Here is an 18935-nt window from a genome sequence, read left to right on the forward strand (position 1 = left end):
CCGTGTTCATCATTTTCCGGTACCTGGGCCGCCAGGTCCTGACCACCATGACCGCCGTTGCGCTGGTACTGCTGCTCATCTTCATGAGCGGCCGCTTCCTGCAGTATCTGGCCTCGGCTGCGGAAGGCGAATACGCGGCCAACGCCATCTTTATCGTGATGGGCTACCGGCTCCCGGAATTCCTCGAGCTGATTCTGCCACTGAGTTTCTTCCTGGGAATCCTGCTGACCTACGGGCGCATGTATCAGGAAAGCGAAATGACAGTGCTGACCGCCTGCGGTGTGAGTGAGCGCCAGGTCCTGTTCCTGACCCTGGGGCCGGGAATTCTGGTGGCATGTCTGGTAGGGGCCATGAGTCTGTGGCTGACCCCGGCGGGGATCCAGCAGGTGGACCGCATCTTCGCGGAACAGGCCCAGCGTACCGGTTTCGAGATGCTGGCGCCGGGGCGCTTCCAGGAGATGGGCTCGAACGACCGTGTCACCTATACCCGGGCCATGAGTGATGACAAGCAGACCCTGGAAGGGGTGTTCATGGCAGAAGGCGGGAAAGACGGGCGCTTCACGCTCATGAAGGCGGTTGAGGGCACCCAGATTGTGGAAGAAGAGGGTGAGCGGTTCCTGGTGCTCCATGAGGGGGTCCGTTTTGAGGGGCGGCCGGGCGGAGCGGAATTCGATGCCATGACCTTTGAGGATTACGGGCTCAGGATCGAATCGCCTACCGGCGTGAGCTCGGGAGGATCCCGTGAAAGCCAGCCCACGCTCGAGCTTATGGCGTCCGAGGCGCGGGCCGATCAGGCCATGGTGCACTGGCGCCTGTCCCTGCCGCTGCTGGTTCTGGTGATCACGGTGCTCGCCATTCCGCTGAGCCGGGTGAATCCCCGTCAGGGTCGCTTCTTCCACCTGCTGCCGGGGATCCTGGTGTTCATCAGCTATCTGGGCGTGCTGATCCTGGGGCGGGATGCCATTGCCTCAGGCCAGGTCCCCACTCAGGCGGGGCTGTGGGTCGTGCATGGCGCTTACCTGGTGCTGGGCATGGCCATGCTGGGCTGGCCTGCAATGCGGCTGCGCGGGGGTGCGTCATGCGTCTGATTGACGGCTACATTATGCGGGTGGTGGCGGCTTCCATACTGCTGGTGCTGCTGGTGGTCCAGGCATTGGATTTCGTCTTCGCCTACATCGCGGAGCTCGAGGACACGGTCAACGACTACCAGGCGTGGGATGCTTTCCTCTTCATGCTCTATACCCTGCCGCGGAGGATCTATGAGTTCCTGCCGCTGGCCGCATTCATGGGCGCCCTGGTGGGGCTGGGCCAGCTGGCGAACAATTCCGAGCTGGTGGTGATCCGGGCCGCGGGTGTCTCGCTGGGGCGCATCGCCTGGTCCGCCATGAAACCGGCGCTGGTGGTGGTGCTGGTCAGTCTGGTGATCGGTGATTTCGTGGCGCCTCCTGCCGAACAGGCCGCCCAGAGCAACAAAGCGGTTGCCCGTCACGGAGGGCAGGCGGCGGCAACCCATGGGTTCTGGCACCGGGAGGATGATGTGTTCATGCACTTCAACACGGTGTTGCCCAGTGGTGAACTCCATGGCGTCTCCCTGTTCCGTTTCGGTGAGGACGAGTGGCTGGAGGAAGCTCTCTATGCCGAGCGCGGGGAGTACCAGGGCGATTACTGGCTGCTGCATGATGTGAGCCACTCCCGGATCCGGGAGCAGTCCGTTAGCACGGATAAGCAGGACACCTTCCGCTGGGAGAATGGTCTCTCGCCGGATGTGCTCAGTGTGTTGACGGTGAGGCCGGATCGGCTGGCGATCAGTGGCCTCTATACCTATGCCACCTACATGGAGAGTCAGGGCCTGAATGCCAGCGACTACTGGCTCGCGTTCTGGAAGAAGACCCTGCAGCCGCTGGGGACCGCCGCTATGGTCCTGCTTGCCATTTCCTTCGTGTTCGGGCCGCTGCGCTCGGTCACTATGGGATTCCGGATTTTCTGTGGGCTGCTGGCTGGGCTTGGCTTCAAATACACCCAGGACCTGCTGGGGCCCATGAGCCTGGTGTATGGCTTCAGCCCAGCGCTGGCAACCATCGTTCCCATCGCTATTGCCGGGAGTATCGGGGTGGTGCTGCTGCGCAGGGCAGGGTAAAACCGGTTACTGCTTTCTGTTCTTTTTGGGCAACTGCACCGTACGGCTTCCCGACAGGCGGTCCGTCCAGCTCCGGTGCTGTGAATCCAGCCACTGCCACAGCCACCCAAGCCCGAAGGTAGCCCAGCTCAGCGCTCCCGCAATGATCCTCAGCAGCGCCTGGGTCCAACTGACTACGGATCCGTCCGTGTTCTCGATCCGTATCCGCCAGGTCTGCATACCCAGGGTCTGCCCGGCCCGCCGCCAGAAAAATCCAAAGAACAGCCACAGGCTGGCAATCAGCACCAGGGTCAGAACCGGGTCGTGTCCAACACTGCCCCCGGGGGTCGCCATGGTGGCGTAGCGGTCGCTGAACAGGCCGATGCTGATCAGCAGCTTATGCAGGCCAGTGTAGGCCGCGGTGACCACGAAGATCAGTGCGAGGCACAGCAGGCTGTCATAGAGCATGGCCATCAGGCGGCGCCAGAGGGGGGCCGGAGGATGCGAGTCGGAGGTCGCGGGTTCGCTGGTCATCGGGCGCACGGCAATTGCTGGAAGTGGCCGGTATTGTACCGGCTCAGGGCCGGCGCGGCGAGGTGGCCCGTTGCCAGAGGCGTGATACGGTCCCCGTATGGCGCGTTCCCCGGCTTTTTGCGGCTGTGTTAGAGTGTCGCCCTCAGAATCAATGCAATCCTCACCACCAAGAGAACGGGTCCGAGTCCGCTATGAAAACAGCCGAGCTGCGCAGTGCGTTTCTGGAGTATTTCCGTCAGAACGGGCACACCATTGTTCCCAGCAGTTCACTGGTGCCGGCGGACGATCCAACCCTGCTGTTCACCAACGCGGGCATGAACCAGTTCAAGGATGCCTTCCTGGGGCGGGAGGACCGGGGCTATACCCGGGCTGTGTCGTCCCAGCGCTGTGTCCGTGCCGGCGGCAAGCACAATGATCTCGAGAACGTGGGCTACACCGCGCGCCACCACACCTTCTTCGAGATGCTGGGCAACTTCAGCTTCGGCGACTACTTCAAGCGAGAAGCGATCAACTTTGCCTGGACCTTCCTGACCGATTCCCAGTGGCTGGGGCTGCCCGCCGAAAAGCTCTGGGTCACGGTCTACCAGACCGACGAGGATGCCTACCGGATCTGGAACGAGGAGATCGGGGTGCCCGCTGAGCGCATCGTGCGCATCGGCGATGAGGACGGGGTGCCCTACAAGTCCGACAATTTCTGGTCCATGGGCGACACCGGACCCTGCGGTCCCTGTTCCGAGGTGTTCTACGACCACGGCCCGGACGTGGCTGGTGGCCCGCCCGGCAGTGAGGACGAGGACGGCGACCGCTACATCGAGATCTGGAACATCGTCTTCATGCAGTTCAACCGCACGGCCGACGGCGTCATGCACGACCTGCCGAGCCCATCCGTTGATACCGGCATGGGGCTGGAGCGCATTGCGGCGGTGCTTCAGGGCGTGCACAGCAACTATGAAATCGACCTGTTCCAGTCGCTTCTGGGCTCTGTCTCCGAAGAACTGGGAGGTCTCGATAAGGATCAGGCCTCGGTCTGTGTGATCGCCGACCACATCCGCTCCTGCGCCTTCCTGATCGCCGATGGCGTGATGCCCTCCAATGAAGGACGGGGCTTTGTGCTGCGCCGTATCATCCGGCGGGCGGCCCGGCATGGCAACAAGCTCGGTGCTACCGGTACCTTCTTCCACAGGCTGGTTGAGCCGCTGGAAACGCTGATGGGCGAGGCCTATCCCGAGCTGACCAAAGCCCGCCCGCAGATCGAGAAGATCCTGAAGCAGGAAGAAGAGCAGTTCGCACGGACCCTGGAGAAGGGCCTGAAGCTGCTGGAGGATGACATCGCCCAGCTCAGCGGTACCGAGATTCCCGGCGAGACGGTCTTCACCCTCTACGATACCTTTGGCTTCCCGGTGGACCTGACCAACGACATCGCCCGGGAACGCGGCCTGACGCTGGATCATGACGGCTACGAAAAGGCCATGGAAGCCCAGCGCGAGCGCGCCCGCGCGGCCAGTAAGTTCGGTATCGATTACAACGCGGGGCTCAGCTTGGAGGGCGAGACCGAGTTCACTGGTTACGGCAACTTTGAGGACGGTGGTGAGGTCCGCGTCGTACTCGTGGAAGGCGAGCGCCGTTCCGCCGGTGTGGGCGAGCGTGCCGTTGTGGTGCTGGATCGCACCCCCTTCTACGGGGAGTCCGGCGGTCAGGTGGGCGATACAGGCGTGCTGAGCTGGTCCGGTGGGCGTTTCGAGGTGGAGGACACCCAGAAAGAGGATGGCCATCATCTGCACATCGGCCGTGTTGTAGCCGGAACGGTGGAACCGGGCATGGCCCTGCACGCCGAGGTGAACGGCGATCGCCGGGCGAACACCGCACTCAACCACTCCGCCACCCATCTTCTGCACGCGGCGCTGCGGACCGTGCTCGGGGAACACGTGGCCCAGAAGGGTTCCCTGGTCAACGCCGAGCGGCTGCGGTTCGACTTTTCCCATTTCGAGGCGGTGACCGCCGAAGAACTGGAGCGCATCGAGCGGATGGTTAACGAGCAGGTGCGTGCCAATACGCCAGTGGAGACCCGGGTTACCGATATGGAAACCGCGAAGGGCATGGGGGCCATGGCGCTTTTCGGAGAGAAGTACGGTGACACCGTCAGGGTGCTGTCCATGGGCACTGGTGGTTTCTCCATTGAGCTGTGCGGTGGTACCCATGTGGAGCGCACCGGGGATGTCGGCCTGTTCCGGATTGTCACGGAGACCGGCATTTCCTCCGGGGTGCGTCGTATCGAGGCACTGACCGGGGACGCCGCGCTGAGCCATGACCGGGAGCAGGAGATGCGTCTCTCGCGCATCGCGGCCCTGGTGAAGGGCGCGCCGGAGTCCGCCGTGGAGCGCGTGGAATCACTGGTGGAGCACAACCGCCAGCTCGAGAAGGAAGTGGAGCAGCTCAAGGGCAAGCTGGCCAGCGCCGCCGGCAGCGACCTGGCGGACAGCGCTGTGGATGTTAATGGCATCAGGGTGGTGGCCGCGGACATGCAGGGCGCGGATCGCAAGGCCCTCATGGAAACCGCCGACCAGCTCAAGAACAAGCTCGGCAGTGCCGTGGTGCTGCTGGGCGCCGCCGCGGATGGCAAGGTCACGCTCGTGGCCGGTGTCACCAAGGATCTCACCGGCCAGCTGAAGGCGGGTGACCTGATGAAGGCCATTGCCCCGAAGGTTGGCGGCAAGGGCGGGGGCCGCCCGGACATGGCCCAGGGTGGCGGTAGCGATCCGGCTGGTCTGCCTGATGCGATTGCGGCCGTGGAAGGCTGGGTGCGCGAGAACTCAGGGAGCTGAGGGTCTAAGGGCTATCCCTACCTGTACAGCTGGCCAAACAGGTCTATAATTCGTCCGGCGCTAGTAGTGAACCGGGATTCATTTAATCCGTTCGGGCAAGGAATACGCACACATGGCGTTGTACGTAAAGAAATTCGGCGGCACCTCCGTTGGCTCGATTGATCGGATCGAGTCAGTCGCGGATCAGCTCCAGGCCGCGCGTGAGGCCGGAGACGATGTTGTGGTCGTGGTTTCGGCCATGAGTGGCGAGACCAATCGGCTGATTGATCTCGCCAGCCAGGTGATGGATGATCCGGATCCACGTGAGATGGATGTTCTGGTTTCCACCGGCGAGCAGGTGACCATTGCACTCCTCAGCATGGCCTTGCTGAAGCGGGGCGTGGATGCCCGCTCCTACACCGGCGGCCAGGTTCGCATCACCACTGACAGCTCTCACACCAAAGCCCGTATCCAGGATATTGACGAGCACAACATGCGCAGCGATCTGGATTCCGGGCGCGTGGTGGTTGTGGCCGGTTTCCAGGGGATGGACGAGGAAGGCCGCATCACCACGCTTGGCCGTGGTGGCTCGGACACCACGGCCGTGGCGCTTGCGGCTGCGCTCAAGGCCGACGAGTGCCATATCTACACCGATGTGGACGGCGTCTACACCACGGATCCGCGGATCGTGGACGGCGCCCGCCGGCTCGAGACCATCACCTTTGAGGAGATGCTCGAGATGGCCAGCCTGGGCTCCAAGGTGCTGCAGATCCGCTCGGTGGAATTCGCCGGCAAGTACAACGTACCGGTCAGGGTGCTTTCCAGCTTCAAGGAGGGTTCCGGAACCCTGATCACCTTTGACGACGAGGACGATATGGAAAAGCCAGTGGTCTCGGGTATCGCGTTTAACCGCGATGAAGCCAAGCTGACGGTAGTGGGTGTGGCGGACGTTCCCGGCGTCGCTTCACGTATCCTCAAGCCGGTCAGTGACGCGGGAATTGAAGTGGACATGATCGTCCAGAATGTCGGTTCGGATAACCGCACCGACTTCACGTTCACGGTTCACAGGAACGACTACCGTCAGTCACTGGAGCTTCTGGAAAACTTGGGTCGTGATCTCGACGTACAGGCTGTACAGGGCGATGAGCACATTGCCAAGGTATCCATTGTGGGCGTGGGTATGCGCTCCCATGCGGGCGTTGCCTCACGGATGTTCGATGCGCTTTCCGCGGAAGGCATCAATATCCAGATGATCTCAACCTCCGAAATCAAGATCTCGGTGGTGATCAATGAGAAATACCTGGAGCTGGCAGTGCGCACGCTGCACAGCGCATTCGGCCTTGAAGAGGCTGAAATCCGGGAAGAAGACTGAACAACCATAACAAAACATGACTGGCGAAAACGCGTGCAGGCTCCAATAATTAGGAAGCCGAACTGAAAACGACACTGGGGAGCGTCTCGCGACTGAGCCGGAAAGGGCAGTGGGGGCGTATAACCGGAAAGCGGTTAAAACGGAACAAGGAGTTTGGGAAATGCTGATTCTGACACGTCGCGTCGGCGAGACACTCATGGTCGGTGATGAGGTGACTGTGACCGTTCTCGGCGTCAAGGGAAACCAGGTGCGTATCGGCGTGAACGCGCCGAAGGAAGTGGCCGTGCACCGTGAGGAAATCTATCAGCGCATCCAGCAGGAGCAGGACGAAGACGAGCCGGAACGCGAGTGAGTCCGGGCCTGTGCGGCGGCTGCCATGAATTTTCGCGTCAACCCTATGAAAACGCGTCACATATGGTAGTATACGCCGCGTTCTCACGGAGAGGTGGGTGAGTGGCTGAAACCAGCTCCCTGCTAAGGAGCCGTACGCATTGCGCGTACCGAGGGTTCGAATCCCTCCCTCTCCGCCATTATCTGCGGCCGTAGCTCAGCTGGATAGAGCACGTGGCTACGAACCACGGGGTCGGAGGTTCGAATCCTCCCGGCCGCACCAGATTTCGCACTGATATCGAGAGGTATCAGTGTTCTTTTGCAAAACCTGCCTTATAAGCGGCTGTAGCTCAGCTGGATAGAGCACGTGGCTACGAACCACGGGGTCGGGGGTTCGAATCCTCCCAGCCGCACCATTTCTAAACTGATACCAAAAGCGTGTCAGCATCTGCTCAGCCGCACCTTCTTTTAGCTTTGTTGCCTCACCAGTGTTATCGGCGCCCTTTCGGTAAGTCCGGTAAAAGGTGTTGCTGTGGTGGGGAGTGGCTCTCCGATCATTCCCGTAGGAAGTGTTCCTGCTATCTTCCGTTCGCCTCCGCCTTGGCTGGAGCGGCTTGCTTTTTATCAACCCTTAGCTTGCAATCGACTGAAATTATGGGTATAAAACGCCGCGCTTCGCCGCAGAAGCCGGTTTTTTATTGCCCGTTAAGGCGAGAAACTGTAAATTGTGGCAGATTTTGCGAGGTCTATGAGTGGCTTTCGCAACCAATGAATCCCGCTTGAAAGGTGATTTCCATGGATGAAGTGATGCAGGGGGCTCTGGACCTGATGCTGGTCGGCATGGGGTTCGTGTTTTCCTTTCTGATCATTCTGGTGTTCGTCACCATGCTGATGTCCCGCATCGCGGGGCGTATTGCGCCCCCGGAGCCGGCTCGCCCCCGAGGTGGAGCCCAGGGTGGCGCTGATGCCATGCAGGACCCGAAACTCAAGGCGGTTATTTCCGAAGCCGTTGCCAGGCACCGGGCTCGTCGCCGGCAATGACTCGCCGCGCCTGACGCGCGGCCGGGAACCCTACACGAGATAAAAAAGGTCAGAACGATGACAGACAGCAAGCAACCCCTGGGGATCACGGATGTGGTGCTGCGTGACGCGCATCAGTCCCTGTTCGCGACCCGCATGCGACTGGACGATATGCTGCCGATCGCCGAGAAGCTCGATCAGGTGGGCTTCTGGTCAGTTGAGTCCTGGGGCGGGGCCACCTTTGATTCCTGCATCCGCTATCTGGGCGAGGACCCCTGGGAGCGGATCCGTGAGTTGAAAAAAGCCATGCCCAACACCCGCCAGCAAATGCTGCTGCGTGGCCAGAACCTGCTGGGCTACCGCCATTATGCGGATGACGTAGTGCGCCGCTTTGTGGAGCGTGCTTCCGAGAACGGCGTGGACGTGTTCCGGATCTTCGACGCGATGAACGACCCGCGCAACCTGGAGACCGCCATCCAGGCCACGAAGGAGACCGGCAAGCACGCGCAGGGCACCATCTCATACACGGTCAGCCCGGTTCACACCATTGAGATGTGGGTGGACCTGGCGAAGAAGATCGAGTCCATGGGTGCGGATTCCCTTGCGATCAAGGACATGGCGGGGCTCATGAAGCCCTATGTCTGCTACGAGCTGGTGACCCGCCTCAAGAAGGAACTTGGTATTCCCATCCAGTTCCACTCCCATGCGACCACCGGCATGTCTACCGCCAGCATCATCAAGGCGGCCGAGGCGGGTGTCGACCGGGTGGACGCCGCCATTTCTTCCATGAGCATGACCTACGGGCATTCGCCTACTGAATCGGTTGTGGCGATCATGCAGGATACGGAGCGTGACACCGGTCTGGATATCGAGAAACTGGAGGATATCGCCAAGTACTTCCGCGAAGTGCGCAAGAAGTACGCGAAGTTCGAGGGCTCCCTGCGGGGTGTGGACTCACGGATCCTCGTGGCCCAGGTGCCGGGTGGCATGCTTACCAACATGGAAGGCCAGCTCAAGGAGCAGAACGCCGGCGACAAGATGGATGAACTGCTGGCCGAGATCCCACGTGTGCGCGAGGATCTGGGCTACATCCCGCTGGTTACACCGACTTCCCAGATCGTGGGCACCCAGGCGGTACTCAATGTGCTGACCGGTGAGCGCTACAAGTCCATTTCCAAGGAGACCTCCGCGGTGCTCAAGGGTGAGTACGGCGCGGCGCCGGCCGACTGCAACAAGGAGCTGCAGGAGCGGGTCCTCGACGGTGGCGAGCCGGTCACCTGTCGCCCCGCTGATCTGATTGAGCCCGAGATGGAGCGGCTGACAGAAGAGCTCCGCCAGGAAGCGAAGGACAAGAGCTTCACCATCGCGGACAACGAGGTGGATGACGTCCTGACCTATGCGCTCTTCCCGCAGATCGGTCTGAAGTTCCTGGAGAATCGCGGTAACCCGGAAGCCTTTGAACCGGTTCCGACCGGCGAGGAAGCGGCCAAGCCGGCTGCGCCTGGTGAGCCCGAGACCTATACCGTTACGGTCGAAGGCCAGTCCTATGTGGTGGAGGTTGCCGACGGTGGCGACATCACCAACATCCAGCCCGCGCAGGGCGGTGGTCAGGCCCAGGCTCCGGCCGGTGGTGGCCAGGCGCCAGCACCAGCGGGTGGCGGGGAACCGGTATCCGCGCCTCTGGCCGGCAACATTTTCAAGGTTCATGTGAGCCCCGGCCAGCAGGTCAATGAAGGCGACGTGCTGATCATTCTCGAGGCCATGAAGATGGAGACCGAGGTGAAGGCGGACCGTTCCGGTACGGTCGGCTCCGTTACCGTCAAGGTCGGCGACAGCGTGGCCGTTGGCGACGAACTTCTGACTCTGGGATAAGAAGGGCTGTACGGCATGGACAACCTCATGACTCTATGGACCGGTAGCGGTCTGTACAATCTCACGCCGGGCGCGCTCACGATGATCGTGGTGGGCCTGGTGCTGCTCTACCTGGCAATCAACAAGAAGTTTGAGCCACTGCTCCTCGTGCCGATCGGCTTCGGTACCATCCTCGCCAACCTTCCGGAGGCGGGGCTGGCCCAGAGCGCGATCGAGGCGGCCATCTACAGTGAGTCGCCGAGGGTGCTGGCTGCGTTGGCATCCGTGATGGATGTCAGCTTCGAAATGGGCCAGAAGGTGACGCCTGAAGTCATCAAGTCCTTTATCGAGGCCTATAAGGGCCTGGACGCCGAAGCGGCTCTCAGCGCCACCCAGGTGGCTACGGATATGGGCTATTCGCCTGGCATCATCCAGTCGTTCTATGCAGTGGCGATCGAAAGTGGCGTTGCGCCCCTGCTGATCTTCATGGGTGTCGGGGCCATGACGGATTTCGGTCCGCTTCTGGCCAACCCCAAGACCATGCTGCTGGGTGCCGCGGCACAGTTCGGTATCTTCGCCACCGTGCTTGGTGCGGCGCTGCTCAACTCCAGTGGCCTGATGGAGTTCTCCGTGGCGGAGGCTGCGGCCGTTGGCATCATCGGTGGTGCCGATGGTCCCACCTCCATCTATGTGTCCAGCATCCTGGCGCCGCACCTTCTGGGGGCGATCGCGGTTGCGGCCTATTCCTACATGGCCCTGGTGCCATTGATTCAGCCGCCCATCATGCGAGCGTTCACCACTCCCGAGGAGCGCAAGCTGAAGATGAGTCAGCTGCGTGAAGTCGGTAAGCTGGAAAAGATCCTGTTCCCGGTCTGCATCCTGGTTCTGACAGGCATGTTTCTTCCGGACGCAACACCGCTTCTGGGTATGTTCTGCTTCGGTAACCTCATGAAGGAGTGCGGCGTGGTCGAGCGTCTGAGCGACACGGTCCAGAACTCGCTGATCAATGCCGTCACCATCATTCTGGGACTCGCGGTTGGGTCCAAGATGGCCGCTGAGGCGTTCCTGAACACCCAGACTCTGGGTATTCTGGTGCTCGGAATCGGGGCCTTTGCGGTGGGCACCATGTGCGGTGTCCTCATGGCCAAGCTCATGAACGCGCTGACCAAGGAGAAGATCAACCCGCTGATCGGCTCAGCCGGGGTATCCGCCGTGCCGATGGCGGCCCGGGTATCCAACAAGGTGGGTCTGGAGGAGAATCATCAGAACTTCCTCCTGATGCACGCCATGGGCCCGAACGTGGCCGGTGTTATCGGTTCCGCCGTGGCGGCTGGCGTGATGATCAAGTTCGTCGGGGGCTGATCCCGGCGTGACCGGCGGCCCTGTCCAGGGCGCCGGTCCCTTCCTTCCTTTTTCAGGCCTCTCCGGGTGACGGCGGCGGCCATCCCCCCAACGCTTTCCAGCGGTTCACGATCAGACAGAACAGCTCCGCTGTCTTATTCGCGTCATACAGGGCGGAGTGGGCCTCTTTGTTGTCGAACTCAATATCCGCCAGCCGGCAGGCTTCCGCCAGGACCGTGTGACCCAGTGCCAGACCGGACAGGGCGGACGTATCGAACGTTGAGAAGGGGTGGAACGGGTTGCGCTTGATGTTCTGCCGTTCGGACGCAGCCTTTACAAAGCCCAGATCAAAGGTCGCGTTGTGGCCCACCAGTACGGCGCGCTTGCACTGGTTGCGGCGCACGGCCTGACGGATGGGCTGGAAGGTGCCGCGCATGGCTTCCAGTTCCGGCCGTTCATCGCGCAGGGGGTTGCCTGGCTCGATGCCCGTGAACTGGAGCGCGGCCTTTTCAAGGTTGGCTCCCTCGAAAGGCTGCACGTTGTACTGGATGCGCTCGCCCGGGTAAATCCAGCCCTCGTCATCCATTTCCAGAAGGACCGTGGCGATTTCAAGCAGCGCGTCAGTGGCGGCATTGAAACCCCCGGTTTCCACGTCCACCACAACCGGCAGGAAGCCCCGGAAGCGTTGCTGCATCAGCGTCGGTGTTGGCGCCTGGCTGCTCACTCCGGGGTCTCCCCGTCGTCGATCCGCCAGTTCAGCGTGCTGCCGGCATTCAGGGGCACAATGGGATGGCCGTCGTCATGAAGGACATCGGGAATCGTGTGCGGATCCCGGCGCAGGGTGATGCGGTCAGCGTTGCGGGGCAGCCCGTAGAAGTCCGCCCCGTGCAGGGAAGCAAAGCCTTCCAGGCGGTCCAGAGCCTCGGCTTCCTCAAAAAAGTGGGCATAGAGTTCGATGGCCGCGTAGGCTGAATAACAGCCCGCGCAGCCGCAACCGGTTTCCTTGCGATTGCGGTCGTGGGGGGCGGAGTCCGTGCCCAGGAAGAACCGGGGATCCCCGCTGGTGGCGGCTTCCCGCAGTGCCTGCTGATGGCGGTGGCGCTTGAGGATCGGTAGGCAGTAGAAATGCGGCCGGATGCCGCCCACCAGCAGGTGGTTGCGGTTGAAGAGCAGGTGCTGGGGCGTGATGGTGGCGCCCAGGTTGTGCTCTCTTGACCGTACGAATTCAGCGGCGTCCGCCGTCGTAATGTGCTCCATGACCACCCGCAGGCCGGGCAGGCGCTCGATAAGGGGCGCCAGGACCTCGTCGATGAAGACCTTTTCCCGGTCGAAGATATCGACTTCGGGGCGGGTCACTTCCCCATGGGTGAGCAGCAGCAGGCCCTCTTCCGCCATGGTTTCCAGGGCGGCATCAATATGGCGGATGTCGGTGACGCCGGAGTCGGAGTTTGTGGTGGCGCCCGCTGGGTAGAGCTTGCCGGCCACCACGCCGGCGCGGGCCGCCTCGCGGATCATGTCCGGCGTGGTATTGTCCGTGAGGTAGAGCGTCATCAGTGGCTCAAACGCGCTGCCGGCCGGCACAGCGCTTCGGATCCGCTCACGGTAATCCAGGGCCTGAGCCGCCGTGGTGACTGGCGGTGTCAGGTTGGGCATGATGATGGCGCGGCCGAAGCGTTGCGCCGACGCGGGAACCACCTGGCGCATAATGTCGCCATCGCGGACATGCAGGTGCCAGTCGTCGGGTCGGGTCAGGGTCAGTGTGTCGGTCATGGCGCGAAGTATACCAGAAGATCCGGGGCTCAAGTTCCGGTGCTGGCTGCCGATACCCGAGGTTGAAGCGTCAGAACAATGGTTCCAATTGCCATGAAGCCACGTCACTGGATTGTCGCCGCGCTGCTTGCTGCCTGGCTGCCCTCGGGCGCCCTGGGCACCACATTCTCGGCAGGCATCGAAAACAGCCGCTGGATCCTCTCGGATTCCGTCTTCGCGTGCACGTTGACGCATCCGGTCCCCGGTTATGGCGAGGCGGTCTTCTATCATCGCGCGGGGGAATCACTGCGCTTCTTTCTGCAGCCTGTCCGCAATCCCATGCGGGCGGGGGAGGCAGCGCTGGTTATCGAGCAGCCTTCCTGGAAGGCTGGCAAGCCCGTGGATGATCTGGGGTATGTGCGGGTGGAGGATGACCATGACCGGCCCGTGGAGCTTTCCTCCGGCACCAGTGAGCGGATGCTTGCCAGTCTCCGGGACGGGCGCAGGCCTACCTTTACCCGCCGGGCACGCCAGAGCGAACGCCCGGTGCGCGTGCGGCTGAACCACGTCAACTACGGCAGTCCCCATCGGTCCTTCCGCCGTTGTCAGAGTGAGCTTCTGCCGGTGAACTACGACCAGGTTCAGCGCACCGTGGTCCTGTTCGATCTGGATGAATCCCACCTGAGCCAGGAAGCCCGTGAGCGCCTTGATGACGTGGCCCTGTACGTTAAAGCTGATGACCGGGTCACGCAGATCTACGTGGATGGGCATACCGACAGTATCGGAACCCCTCTGCGCAACCGTGAACTGTCCGAGGCGAGGGCGGATGTGGTAGCCGGCTACCTCCAGGAGCAGGGGGTTCCGGAGGACCAGCTCGTCAAGCGCTTCCATGGCGACCGCTATCCGGTTGCCGGTGTGGAAACGCCCGGCCCGAGGCACCGTCGAGCCACGGTTCGGCTCGAACGGGAGAACGATGACGGCGAAGCCGAGCCGGTGGTGACCCAGGCCCAGCGCGATGACCTGGTGATCGTTGACTGAAGCCGGATTGGCTCCGGACCCCGCCCTTGCCGTAAAATACCCGCCACTGATCAGCAGGCCCGGGTGCCGTGGGCACCCGGCGTTCATGAATTCCGGATAAGGCGAAACAGCGATGTCAGACATCAACAAGGTCGTTCTGGCCTACTCCGGGGGGCTCGATACCTCCGTCATCGTCAAATGGCTCCAGGAAACCTACGACTGCGAGGTGGTGACCTTCACCGCCGACATCGGCCAGGGCGAGGAGGTCGAGCCCGCGCGTGAAAAAGCCAAGGGCCTGGGCGTGAAGGAAATCTACATTGAGGACCTGCGCGAGGAGTTCACGCGCGACTACGTCTACCCGATGTTCCGCGCCAACACTGTCTATGAGGGCGAGTACCTGCTGGGTACCTCCATTGCCCGCCCGCTGATCGCCCGTCGCCTGGTGGAGATCGCCAACGAGACGGGCGCGGACGCCATCGCGCACGGTGCCACCGGCAAGGGCAACGACCAGGTACGCTTCGAGCTGGGCGCCTACGCGCTCAAGCCCGGCATCAAGGTCATCGCTCCCTGGCGCGAATGGGACCTCAATTCCCGCCAGAAGCTGCTCGACTACTGTGATCACCACGGCATTCCCGTTGAGAAACAGCAGGGCAAGTCCCCGTACTCCATGGACGCCAACCTCCTGCATATCTCCTACGAGGGCGAAGTGCTGGAGGACCCCTGGGCCCAGGCCGAGGACGACATGTGGCGCTGGAGCGTCTCGCCCGAGCAGGCGCCGGACGAGCCGACCATCCTGGACGTGACCTATGAGTGCGGGGACATCGTCGCCATCAATGGCGAGCGCATGAAGCCCCACGAGGTACTTTCGTACCTCAATAAGGTTGCCGGCGATAACGGCATCGGCCGGATCGACATCGTCGAGAACCGCTACGTGGGCATGAAGTCCCGCGGTTGCTACGAGACCCCGGGCGGCACCGTTATGCTAAAGGCTCATCGTGCCATTGAATCGATCACGCTGGACCGGGAAGTGGCCCACCTGAAGGACAGCATCATGCCGCGCTACGCGGAGGTGGTGTACAACGGCTACTGGTGGGCCCCCGAGCGCCGCGCCATGCAGGCCCTGATCGACGAGACCCAGGGCCACGTCAATGGCGATGTACGCCTCAAGCTCTACAAGGGTAACGTGGAGGTCCTGGGCCGCCGTTCAGAGGACTCGCTCTTTGATGAGAAGGTTGCAACCTTTGAGGAGGACGAGGGCGCCTACGACCAGAAGGATGCGGAAGGCTTCATCAAGCTGAATGCCCTCCGCCTGCGTATCGCCGCCTCCAAGGGGCGCTCCCTCTAAGCCCCTCCTACTTGATGCGTTCCGGGAAGTGCTTGCGCAGTTCCCGGGCGCTCATCTGGGAAAAGTCCTTGCCAATCTCCTCCGCCACGATTGCCCTGAGCTCTGGCTTAAGATGTTTGCGCAGCTCGCCCAGGAATTTGGGCGGGGCGGCAATGTAGATCTTGTCCAGTTCGCCCTGGCTGCGGGTGTGCTCCAGATTATCCGCCAGCTCCCTCGCGAACTTCTGTGCCTCCACTTCCTTCGGTTCGCTGTGCTCCTCCATGGCGCTTCGGCCGCTGTTCATGGAATCCGCCTGGCGGCCGGGGCGGTCCGTGGTCAGGTCGCCGTCATGCAGTCGGGCTTCGGGGTTGATCAGGGTGTCCACCTCTTTGAAGTCGCCCTTGGGGGAGTCCGTGGTGAACAGGCGTGCGCGGCTGGCGTCGGCAACCACGATGCGAACCTTCGGCATGGTGAAGTGGGGGTTGTTCATGGAGCCTCTCCTCTACGGATCGGTGGGTGAAGAACTCCTTTATAGAATCACTGTGGGGGCTGTTTGGGGGTGGGGCAAGGGGGGTGTGACGTGACCGGTCAATCTCCGGGAGTCAATCACTGAAAATAGAGTGATTTGTTTCATGAGGCCTATGACCATCGGTCACGGTGTAGTAATTTGATCGAAGCGGCAGTAATGGCCTGTTTAAAGCAGGAACAACAATAAACAATAAGAGGATGCAGGTATGACTTCTCCCTGGCTAAAGCGAGTGCCCGGTGTGGTACTGCTCGCAGGTACATTGATGCTATCAGGTTGTTTCTTCGACGGTGACTCCGGATCCAGCTCCGGGAACCGACTTGAACCTGTAAATGATGAATACAACGCAACGGTCCGCCGCACGACTAACGGTGTTCCGCACATCCAGGCCGATACGTTGGGCTCCGTCGCTTTTGGCGCCGGGTATGCCCAAGCTAGTGACAACCTTTGTACTCTTGCAGAAACCATCGTAAAGGCCCGCAGCGAACGCGCGAAGTATTTTGGACCCGGTCCGAACGATGTCAATATTATCAGTGACTTCAGTCTTAAGGCGCAGGACGTATACGGAGGCGCTAAAGACGGCTACGAACAGCTCAGTGATGAAAGTCGCGCTATGCTCGATGGCTATACCGCCGGCTATAACCAGTACCTTGAAGAGACGGATCCGTCAGATCACTCGAGCCAGTGTCAGGGTCAGCCCTGGGTGATGCAGATTGAGCCGGTGGATCTGTTGGCGCATTATAGGGTGATTGCCCAGTTTGCCAGTGGGCAGGGGTTCGCGACCGGTGCGGTATTCGGAGCAACCCCACCTGGCGAATCGCCCAGCCCATCGCCGGTGATGGCTTCCGCTGAGCCGACGGAGAAAGTGCAGCAGATGACTTCCGGTGTCGCCCGTAACGCGGTTCAGGGTGGCAGCCAGGCTCTTAAGGAAAAACCGGCTATGGCCAGTAATGCCTGGGCTATTGGCAGCGACCTGAGTTCGGCCAGCGGCGGTGCTCTGCTGGGCAACCCTCACTTTCCGTACACGGGCCCCCGCCGTCTTTACCAGATGCAGTTAACGGTCCCGGACTACCTCAACGTTCAGGGTGCTGGTCTATTGGGGACCGCAATTCCTCTCATTAACTACAATGAGAACCTGGGGTGGTCCCATACGGTAACGACCAGTAACCGTTTTACCGTCTATGAGCTGACGTTGAAGGATGGTGATCCAATGACGTACATCAAGGACGGTGAGGAAAAATCGATTACATCGAGGACGTTCCAGATTGAGGTTAATACGGGTGCACCAGAAACCCAGACACTGGAACGCACCTTCTACTACTCCGAGTATGGCCCGATGGTTCGCCTACAGGAGGCGACAGAGGGTGGATTGTCGCAGTGGGGCGATGACGGTACAGCCTACACTTACCGGGATGCCAACCTGAACCGGAACAACCTGCTGGATACCTGGTTGCGCATGAGTCGTGCCAGTAACCTGGAGGAGTTCAAGGATGTGTTCCGGGAATGCGGTTCGACACTCTGGACCAATACCATCTATGCGGATGCCGAGGGCAACGCGTACTACATCGACAGCAGTTCGGTGCCCAACCTTTCAGAGGAATCTCAGGAGGTCGTTAATTTCAAGCGCCAGGCCAGTGCCGACTATAGGGATCTGTTCAACTCAGGGGTGGTCCTTCTGGACGGTGATACCTCCCGGGATGATTGGGTTGAAGGCGAGTGCAACGGCATCGTGCCTTTTGAGGACAGGCCGAAGCTGCAACGGTCCGACTGGGTTCAGAACTCCAACGACAGTCATTGGGCCACCAACCCCAAGTCGTTCCTGACCGGCTATTCGCCTTTGTTTGGGCTGGAAGAGGTGGAGCAGGGGCCGCGGACACGCATTGGCATCAAGATGCTGCAGAACCCCCAGAGTGATGGGTTTGGTAATGGCACCCAGACCAAGTGGCCGGCAGGGCAGGATGGTAAGTTCAGTGCCCAGGACCTGATTGACACCATCTATAATGACCGGAGCTTCTGGGCAGAACAGTATCTCTCCGAGTTGAGGAGTCGGTGTACGACGATTGGAGCAATGGCGGTTAATCTGCCGGATGGTGGAAGTCGGGCGGTGGACGAGGGATGCGATGTGCTCGCCAACTGGGATGGCTACTACGATCTGGACAGCGTTGGTGCCCCTGTATTCCGGGTGTTCATCGCCAACTACCTGAACGTCATTGAGGACAACCCGGGTGAGTTGACGACGGCATTTGACCCGAGCCAGCCAGTGGCAACACCGGCAGGCCCTGATCCTGCTAATGCAGGGATGGCAGATGACCGGATGCTGCAATCCCTGGCGCAGGGCCTGAATGCCCTAGACACCGCAGGTGTGAGTTACAACGCCGCACTGCGGGACGTACAGGTCTATCAACCCTCCGGCGGTGTACCGCCCGGCGGCTCACCCAGGGCTTTGGGCCAGTCGTTCCCCTGGCATGGTGGCAATGGCGGCATTGATGGAACCTTTAACGCGGTCGGTGTCAGGGATCTTCCGACCAAGCAGGATACCCTATACCCGCGTGTGAATCCGGTCACACTGCCGAACACGGCAGGACTTGCGGAACAGCAGGGCAAGTGGTTCAAAATCCGGGGTGCAAGCTACCACTTCGGGCTCGAGTTTACGGAGGATGGACCCAAGGCCTACGGTCTGACTTCCTACTCCCAGTCCACGGATCCGGACTCGCCGTTCTTCAATGATCAGGCCCAGCGGTACTCGGATAAGAACCCGCGTCCCTTCCCGTTCAGTGAGAGCGAGATTCGGCAGAATCTGCTGGATAACGGCACAACCACTATTTCCAACTGATCCGTCCGGGCGGGGCCAAGCCCCGCCCATTCATTACTGTTTTCTACTCTCTCTATCCCTAACAGACGCGCTTAATTTAGTGGATCTCGGCCTCGATCATTTGGGTATCGACGTGATTTGA

At 61.2% G+C, this 18935-nt stretch carries 15 protein-coding genes and 3 tRNA genes; 14 read left to right on the top strand and 4 right to left on the bottom strand.

Translation table 11 applies throughout. The features are described 5' to 3' along the window. The first annotated feature begins 2 nt into the window (after nt 1-2). Together lptF and lptG are read left to right on the top strand one after the other, a co-directional pair. Nucleotides 3-1088 carry an LPS export ABC transporter permease LptF gene (gene lptF / locus H4I92_RS11920; protein WP_077530805.1) on the top strand — a complete coding sequence of 362 codons (1086 nt, stop codon included), beginning with the start codon at nt 3-5 and terminating at the stop codon, nt 1086-1088. Further along, nucleotides 1079-2137 carry an LPS export ABC transporter permease LptG gene (lptG, locus tag H4I92_RS11925; RefSeq protein WP_077530806.1) on the top strand — a complete coding sequence of 353 codons (1059 nt, stop codon included), beginning with the start codon at nt 1079-1081 and terminating at the stop codon, nt 2135-2137. Before lptF ends, lptG begins: the two co-directional genes overlap by 10 nt. A 6-nt stretch (nt 2138-2143) precedes the next feature. Here the strand turns inward: lptG and H4I92_RS11930 are convergent, their stop codons facing one another. Further along, complete coding sequence (locus H4I92_RS11930) at nt 2144-2650, bottom strand: RDD family protein (protein ID WP_077530807.1); 507 nt, start codon at nt 2648-2650, stop codon at nt 2144-2146. 191 nt (nt 2651-2841) lie between these two features. Between H4I92_RS11930 and alaS the strand changes: the two genes are divergently transcribed. The 9 genes from alaS (at nt 2842) to H4I92_RS11975 (ending at nt 11386) form a co-directional block, all read left to right on the top strand. Next, a complete protein-coding gene (gene alaS, locus H4I92_RS11935; RefSeq protein ID WP_077530808.1) occupies nt 2842-5472 on the top strand; it encodes an alanine--tRNA ligase in 2631 nt (876 codons plus the stop codon). 112 nt (nt 5473-5584) lie between these two features. Further along, entirely contained in the window at nt 5585-6823 is a 1239-nt protein-coding gene (locus H4I92_RS11940) for an aspartate kinase (protein ID WP_077530809.1), read from the top strand. 160 nt (nt 6824-6983) lie between these two features. Further along, nucleotides 6984-7175: a carbon storage regulator CsrA gene (gene csrA / locus H4I92_RS11945; protein WP_077530810.1), complete on the top strand. Its 192-nt coding sequence runs from the start codon at nt 6984-6986 to the stop codon at nt 7173-7175. An 87-nt stretch (nt 7176-7262) separates the two neighbouring features. Then, nucleotides 7263-7353 (top strand) — tRNA-Ser (locus H4I92_RS11950). Between the two features lie 6 nt (nt 7354-7359). After that, nucleotides 7360-7436: transfer RNA gene (locus H4I92_RS11955), tRNA-Arg, on the top strand. 56 nt (nt 7437-7492) lie between these two features. Further along, a tRNA-Arg gene (locus H4I92_RS11960) sits at nt 7493-7569 on the top strand. Nucleotides 7570-7948: 379 nt separating this feature from the next. Beyond that, the gene (locus H4I92_RS11965) at nt 7949-8194 is read left to right on the top strand and encodes an OadG family protein (protein ID WP_077530811.1); all 246 of its coding nucleotides are present in this window, start codon (nt 7949-7951) and stop codon (nt 8192-8194) included. Nucleotides 8195-8251: 57 nt separating this feature from the next. After that, the gene (gene oadA, locus H4I92_RS11970) at nt 8252-10045 is read left to right on the top strand and encodes a sodium-extruding oxaloacetate decarboxylase subunit alpha (protein ID WP_077530812.1); all 1794 of its coding nucleotides are present in this window, start codon (nt 8252-8254) and stop codon (nt 10043-10045) included. Nucleotides 10046-10060: 15 nt separating this feature from the next. Then, entirely contained in the window at nt 10061-11386 is a 1326-nt protein-coding gene (locus tag H4I92_RS11975; RefSeq protein WP_218668207.1) for a sodium ion-translocating decarboxylase subunit beta, read from the top strand. Nucleotides 11387-11438: 52 nt separating this feature from the next. On the opposite strand, the gene rnt is transcribed toward H4I92_RS11975, so the two are convergent. Both rnt and pyrC read right to left on the bottom strand, forming a co-directional pair. Next, complete coding sequence (rnt, locus tag H4I92_RS11980) at nt 11439-12059, bottom strand: ribonuclease T (protein ID WP_077530813.1); 621 nt, start codon at nt 12057-12059, stop codon at nt 11439-11441. A 26-nt stretch (nt 12060-12085) separates the two neighbouring features. Beyond that, entirely contained in the window at nt 12086-13135 is a 1050-nt protein-coding gene (gene pyrC, locus H4I92_RS11985; RefSeq protein WP_077530814.1) for a dihydroorotase, read from the bottom strand. A 93-nt stretch (nt 13136-13228) separates the two neighbouring features. Between pyrC and H4I92_RS11990 the strand changes: the two genes are divergently transcribed. Both H4I92_RS11990 and H4I92_RS11995 read left to right on the top strand, forming a co-directional pair. Continuing rightward, nucleotides 13229-14152, top strand: a complete 924-nt coding sequence (locus tag H4I92_RS11990; RefSeq protein WP_179105700.1) for a flagellar protein MotY — start codon at nt 13229-13231, stop codon at nt 14150-14152. Nucleotides 14153-14264: 112 nt separating this feature from the next. Then, nucleotides 14265-15476 carry an argininosuccinate synthase gene (locus tag H4I92_RS11995; protein ID WP_077530816.1) on the top strand — a complete coding sequence of 404 codons (1212 nt, stop codon included), beginning with the start codon at nt 14265-14267 and terminating at the stop codon, nt 15474-15476. 7 nt (nt 15477-15483) lie between these two features. Here H4I92_RS11995 and H4I92_RS12000 read toward each other — a convergent pair whose 3' ends face one another. After that, nucleotides 15484-15945 (bottom strand): host attachment protein, encoded by a 462-nt coding sequence (locus H4I92_RS12000; protein ID WP_077530817.1) that lies wholly within the window; start codon nt 15943-15945, stop codon nt 15484-15486. Nucleotides 15946-16246: 301 nt separating this feature from the next. Here H4I92_RS12000 and H4I92_RS12005 point away from each other — a divergent pair, with 301 nt between their 5' ends. Beyond that, nucleotides 16247-18814: a penicillin acylase family protein gene (locus H4I92_RS12005; RefSeq protein ID WP_218668208.1), complete on the top strand. Its 2568-nt coding sequence runs from the start codon at nt 16247-16249 to the stop codon at nt 18812-18814. Nucleotides 18815-18935 lie beyond the last annotated feature (121 nt).

This window comes from Vreelandella halophila, assembly GCF_019903425.1.
Lineage (GTDB): Bacteria > Pseudomonadota > Gammaproteobacteria > Pseudomonadales > Oleiphilaceae > Halospina > Halospina halophila.

Coding starts and splice junctions, on each gene's coding strand:
- lptG (WP_077530806.1), top strand. CDS start 1,079: ATGCGTCTGATTGACGGCTACATTATGCGGGTGGTGGCGGCTTCCATA.
- H4I92_RS12005 (WP_218668208.1), top strand. CDS start 16,247: ATGCTATCAGGTTGTTTCTTCGACGGTGACTCCGGATCCAGCTCCGGG.
- pyrC (WP_077530814.1), bottom strand. CDS start 13,135: ATGACCGACACACTGACCCTGACCCGACCCGACGACTGGCACCTGCAT.
- H4I92_RS12000 (WP_077530817.1), bottom strand. CDS start 15,945: ATGAACAACCCCCACTTCACCATGCCGAAGGTTCGCATCGTGGTTGCC.
- csrA (WP_077530810.1), top strand. CDS start 6,984: ATGCTGATTCTGACACGTCGCGTCGGCGAGACACTCATGGTCGGTGAT.
- H4I92_RS11965 (WP_077530811.1), top strand. CDS start 7,949: ATGGATGAAGTGATGCAGGGGGCTCTGGACCTGATGCTGGTCGGCATG.
- H4I92_RS11995 (WP_077530816.1), top strand. CDS start 14,265: ATGTCAGACATCAACAAGGTCGTTCTGGCCTACTCCGGGGGGCTCGAT.
- H4I92_RS11940 (WP_077530809.1), top strand. CDS start 5,585: ATGGCGTTGTACGTAAAGAAATTCGGCGGCACCTCCGTTGGCTCGATT.
- H4I92_RS11975 (WP_218668207.1), top strand. CDS start 10,061: ATGGACAACCTCATGACTCTATGGACCGGTAGCGGTCTGTACAATCTC.
- H4I92_RS11990 (WP_179105700.1), top strand. CDS start 13,229: ATGAAGCCACGTCACTGGATTGTCGCCGCGCTGCTTGCTGCCTGGCTG.
- oadA (WP_077530812.1), top strand. CDS start 8,252: ATGACAGACAGCAAGCAACCCCTGGGGATCACGGATGTGGTGCTGCGT.
- alaS (WP_077530808.1), top strand. CDS start 2,842: ATGAAAACAGCCGAGCTGCGCAGTGCGTTTCTGGAGTATTTCCGTCAG.
- rnt (WP_077530813.1), bottom strand. CDS start 12,059: ATGCAGCAACGCTTCCGGGGCTTCCTGCCGGTTGTGGTGGACGTGGAA.
- H4I92_RS11930 (WP_077530807.1), bottom strand. CDS start 2,650: ATGACCAGCGAACCCGCGACCTCCGACTCGCATCCTCCGGCCCCCCTC.